Annotated in this window: 5 protein-coding genes; 3 read left to right on the top strand and 2 right to left on the bottom strand. The window is 62.2% G+C overall.

What is annotated here, in order from left to right:
• The coding region (locus DBR24_RS17380) for a DUF2138 family protein (RefSeq protein WP_128615353.1) at positions 1-1,263 on the bottom strand (1,263 nt) is incomplete at its 3' end.
• Positions 1,264-1,301: 38 nt separating this feature from the next.
• Positions 1,302-2,093, bottom strand: coding sequence for a YfaP family protein (locus tag DBR24_RS17385; RefSeq protein ID WP_128615354.1), 792 nt, complete (start codon positions 2,091-2,093; stop codon positions 1,302-1,304).
• 499 nt (positions 2,094-2,592) lie between these two features.
• On the opposite strand from DBR24_RS17385, the gene DBR24_RS17390 reads away from it, so the two are divergent.
• From DBR24_RS17390 to DBR24_RS17400, 3 genes are all read left to right on the top strand, one after another.
• Entirely contained in the window at positions 2,593-2,835 is a 243-nt protein-coding gene (locus DBR24_RS17390) for an exodeoxyribonuclease VII small subunit (protein WP_003228627.1), read from the top strand.
• Positions 2,832-3,719: a (2E,6E)-farnesyl diphosphate synthase gene (gene ispA, locus DBR24_RS17395; protein WP_128615355.1), complete on the top strand. Its 888-nt coding sequence runs from the start codon at positions 2,832-2,834 to the stop codon at positions 3,717-3,719. Before DBR24_RS17390 ends, ispA begins: the two co-directional genes overlap by 4 nt.
• 91 nt (positions 3,720-3,810) lie before the next feature.
• Positions 3,811-4,151, top strand: a 341-nt coding sequence (locus tag DBR24_RS17400; protein WP_305889054.1) for a 1-deoxy-D-xylulose-5-phosphate synthase N-terminal domain-containing protein, incomplete at its 3' end; no start/stop codon positions are given.

The raw sequence follows: 4,151 nt of genomic DNA on the forward strand, positions 1-4,151 counted from the left end.
GTTCTGGCCTTCCTGCTTCTCGACCACCGGGAACACGCTTTCTGCAACGTTGGGTTCGAAAGCGCCGACCATCGAGCCAAACAACTTGCCGAGATCGCCATCGAGCTTGCTGCTGTCTTCGTCCTTCAGGCTCGCCACCAGCAAAGGTGTGTACAGCCGCGAATCGGCGTACCAGCACAGGCCCGCCGCGCCGGCCACGTGCTCGGTAAGGGTCTGCGCCACGGCCTCTTCGGCGCCCAGTTTCACCAGCAATGGTTTCTGCGGTTCGGCGGCCACCGGCAGGGTCACGCAGGCACTGGCACCGAGCGGCATGGCTTGCCACACCGGTTTGAAATCGAAGTCCGGCTGGTTATCCAGCTCATCCATGGCGAGGTAGCTGTGCCAGCCCTTGTCGTCCATGTCGAAACGCAGGCCGGCGAAGTTCGGAATAAAGCGCTGATAGCCCATGGCAAGGACGCTGGCGTTGACCGACAGACGCTGTTTGGTTTCCGGGGTGTTCGCCGGCAGACCGAACGCTTCAGGGAACAGTTTTTCGCCATTGAGCAGCGCCGCCAGCGCTTGTGGCGAGACGTGGCCCGATTCTTCAGACGCACCGCTTTGCGGGTCGTAGTACTTGGCCGGGTTGGACACCACCACCAGTTTGTCGCCGTGGGAAGCGAACAGCAGGGCTTTGCTGGCGTTGTAGGTCAGTTGGTACAGCGGCACCGTATCGCCACCGACCTTGAGTTCGCCCATCTGACTGAGCTGCGTGTCATCCAGCGCAACTTTCGCCAGCGGCTCCAGCAGTTTTGCCAGCCCGCCACGATCCATCACCAGCAGGAAATCCTTCAGGCGCCCGTCGGCACCACGCCACAGCGCCACATCGGCCGGTTGATCGAAAAGCTGTTCGATCAGGCTGTCCTGCAGTTTCAGATCATGCTCGTAGATGATCCGGCGCAGACTGCCGATCAGGCCGAGGCGGTCAGCGTGAGTTTCGTAATAGAAGACGAAATCCTCGGTGAGCGTGGCCTTGAGGAACGGCACCGTCAGCAGGTCCTTGGGCAACTGGCTCAGGGAGCGGGTTTCCAGCAGCGCATCGGGGCGGCTCAGGCCGAGTTTGTCGCTGGCCAGTGCAGCGGGCGGCAACTTGGGTTTGTGCAGCAGCCAGCCGAGCCCACCGGCCACGCCGGCCACCAGGGCCAGGCCGATCAGCAGCGCCGGCCAGCGCCGGGAAGGTTGGCCGGCAGGTGTCGGGACGGCCGGAGAAGCAGCGTTATCACTCATGTTCACAAAACCCGAAGTTCATCCGTGGTGCGGGATGCTTAATAGTTGAAAGTCTTGACCAGCAGCAGATCACCGATCGCCCGCAGGGGCACGATGAATGTTTCGCGTTTTTCGTCGACCGTGTTTTCGTTGAGCACCAGCGTGATCTGCGAGGTGATGACCTCGTTCTGATTGCTCGCCTCCTCGAAGTTATAGCCGCCGTCGCCGAAGTTGCCCCAATAGTTGACGTAAACCAGATAAGTGCCATGCAGCGGCGCGGTCATGGTGAACATTTCCGGGCCGGGGCCATCGACGCAGTCCGGATCGAGCCCGCCGCCGTTGGTCAGCGCCGTGTGGGCGAAGAACGCATGCTGGCCGTCCGGCGTGATGATGTGCAGATCGAGTTCGGCCTTGGGATCGTCCCAGCCCAGCACCACGCGGATCTTCGCCGGGGTGCGCAGGTTGTTCGCTTCATAGAACTGCACGCGCTTGAGCGACTGGCCCTCGGCGCTGCGCACTTCGACACTGTTGGAGCCGGCACCGAACGCATACGGCCGGGCGAAACGCCCGTCATCGTCGGTGTACAGATTCAATGGATTGCCGTTGACCGCCAGCGTGTGCGGCCCGCGCTGATTGCCGATGGCCTTGAGCTGGCCCTGAATCATCGTGCGATTGCGCTGAATGCCACGGTCGATCGGCGGCGTGGGGTAAGCGACTTGCGGGTTTTCACTGCGATCGAGCAGGCCGTGGTAACGCCAGCCACCGGACGGTTCCGACAGTTCAGCACTCGGCGCCGCGAGCAGCGCAGGCGCGCAGGCCAGGCCAATCAGCAGCCAAAGAAATGAACGCATGTAATGCCTCCTGCCATGCCTGAACGAAACCTTGCACCCGATCCTCGGTACTTCACAGCGGTGGAAACTGCGTTTCGTCTGAAAGACCCGTGACTGCCGGGTCGTAGAAGGCGCGAAGATTAGCGATTCGGCAGTTTTTTAACAATCGGATACATCTGCATTTGCGGTGGGAATCACGCAGTTTTGTTGAGCGTGAGCCGAATAGAGCGGTTATTCGGCTCACAAAATGAGCCGAATACGCCTCAGCCCCGACATTTCACATTAACTTTGTGGCGAGGGGATTTATCCCCGCTCGGCTGCGCAGCAGTCGTAAAACCGGCGACTTCGATTTTCCTGAGAGTATCGGTTGTCTGATTCCTGGGTTGCTGCGCAACCCAACGGGGATAAATCCCCTCGCCACAGGGTTATGTGCGCGGCTTTGGACGGGGCACCTCATTTGCCCATAAACCCCCTATCTGCTAGTGTCGCGCCGGTTTAACGTCAACCGGAAACTGCCGCCATGGCCCGCAAAAAAGCTGCACTGGATTTCGAACAGTCCCTCGCCGACCTGCAAACACTGGTCGAGCGTCTGGAGAACGGTGAATTGTCGCTGGAAGACTCGCTGACCGCTTTCGAGCAGGGCATCGGCCTGACCCGTGACTGCCAGGCAGCGCTGGCCCAGGCCGAGCAGAAAGTGCAGGTGCTGCTGGAGCGCGATGGCGAACTCGCCGAGGAACCCTTCGACGCGGAACAGCCAGAATGATTGCGGCGTATTCGGCGACCAGCCAGGCCAGGGTCAATGCGGCACTGGAAACCCTGTTCAACGCCCCGTTGCCGCAATTGGCACGCCTCTACGAAGCCATGCGCTACAGCGTGATGAACGGCGGCAAACGCGTGCGGCCGCTGCTGGCCTATGCGGCGTGCGAAGCGCTCGGCGGCAAGGCTGAGCAGGCCAATGGCGCAGCCTGCGCGGTTGAATTGATTCACGCCTACTCGCTGGTGCACGACGACTTGCCGGCGATGGACGACGACGATCTGCGTCGCGGCCAGCCCACCACCCACAAGAAATTCGACGAAGCCTGCGCGATTCTCGCCGGTGACGGCTTGCAGAGCCTGGCCTTCAGCGCCCTGCTCGACCCGCGCCTGAGCGACCTCGACGCCGACATCCGTCTGCAACAGGTCACGGCGCTGGCGCACGCGGCAGGCCCGGCGGGCATGGTCGGCGGTCAGGCCATCGACCTCGGTTCGGTCGGTCTGAAACTCGACCAGCAAGCCCTTGAACAGATGCATCGGCACAAAACCGGGGCGCTGATCGAAGTCAGCGTCAAGCTCGGCGCCCTCGCCAGCGGCCGTGCCGAGCCGGATGAACTCAACGCCCTGCAGACTTATGCACAGGCCATCGGTCTGGCCTTCCAGGTGCAGGACGACATCCTCGACGTCGAAAGCGATACCGAAACCCTCGGCAAACGCCAGGGCGCCGACATCGCGCGCGACAAGCCGACCTACCCGGCCCTGCTCGGTCTCGACGTGGCCAAGGCCTACGCCCTGGAACTGCGTGACCAGGCCCTGCACGCCCTGCGACCGTTTGACGCGGCAGCCGAGCCCTTGCGCGAGCTGGCCCGGTATATCGTCGAGCGGCGCAACTGACGGCGAATCAGCCAAAAAAGACCAACGCGTGGGCAGGGGGCGATGCATCAGGTAAACTGCCGCATCTTTTATACCTATAACGATTCGCCTGATGCCCACGACGTTTCATGAGATTCCCCGCAAGCGCCCGACCACGCCCCTGCTCGACCGCGCGAACACGCCGGACGGCCTGCGCCGGTTAGGCGAAGCCGAGCTGGAAACCCTGGCCGATGAGTTGCGCCTGGAATTGCTCTACACGGTCGGCCAGACCGGTGGGCATTTCGGTGCCGGACTGGGCGTCATCGAGCTGACCATCGCGTTGCATTACGTGTTCGACACCCCGGATGACCGGCTGGTGTGGGACGTGGGTCATCAGGCGTATCCGCACAAGATCCTCACCGGTCGTCGCCAGCGCATGGAAACCCTGCGCCAGAAGGACGGCATCGCTGCCTT

It is taken from the genome of Pseudomonas sp. HMWF006, from assembly GCF_003061205.1.
Lineage (GTDB): Bacteria > Pseudomonadota > Gammaproteobacteria > Pseudomonadales > Pseudomonadaceae > Aquipseudomonas > Aquipseudomonas monsensis.

Excerpts from the sequence above, each read along its gene's own strand:
- DBR24_RS17385 (WP_128615354.1), bottom strand. The coding sequence starts at position 2,093 with ATGCGTTCATTTCTTTGGCTGCTGATTGGCCTGGCCTGCGCGCCTGCG.
- DBR24_RS17390 (WP_003228627.1), top strand. The coding sequence starts at position 2,593 with ATGGCCCGCAAAAAAGCTGCACTGGATTTCGAACAGTCCCTCGCCGAC.
- ispA (WP_128615355.1), top strand. The coding sequence starts at position 2,832 with ATGATTGCGGCGTATTCGGCGACCAGCCAGGCCAGGGTCAATGCGGCA.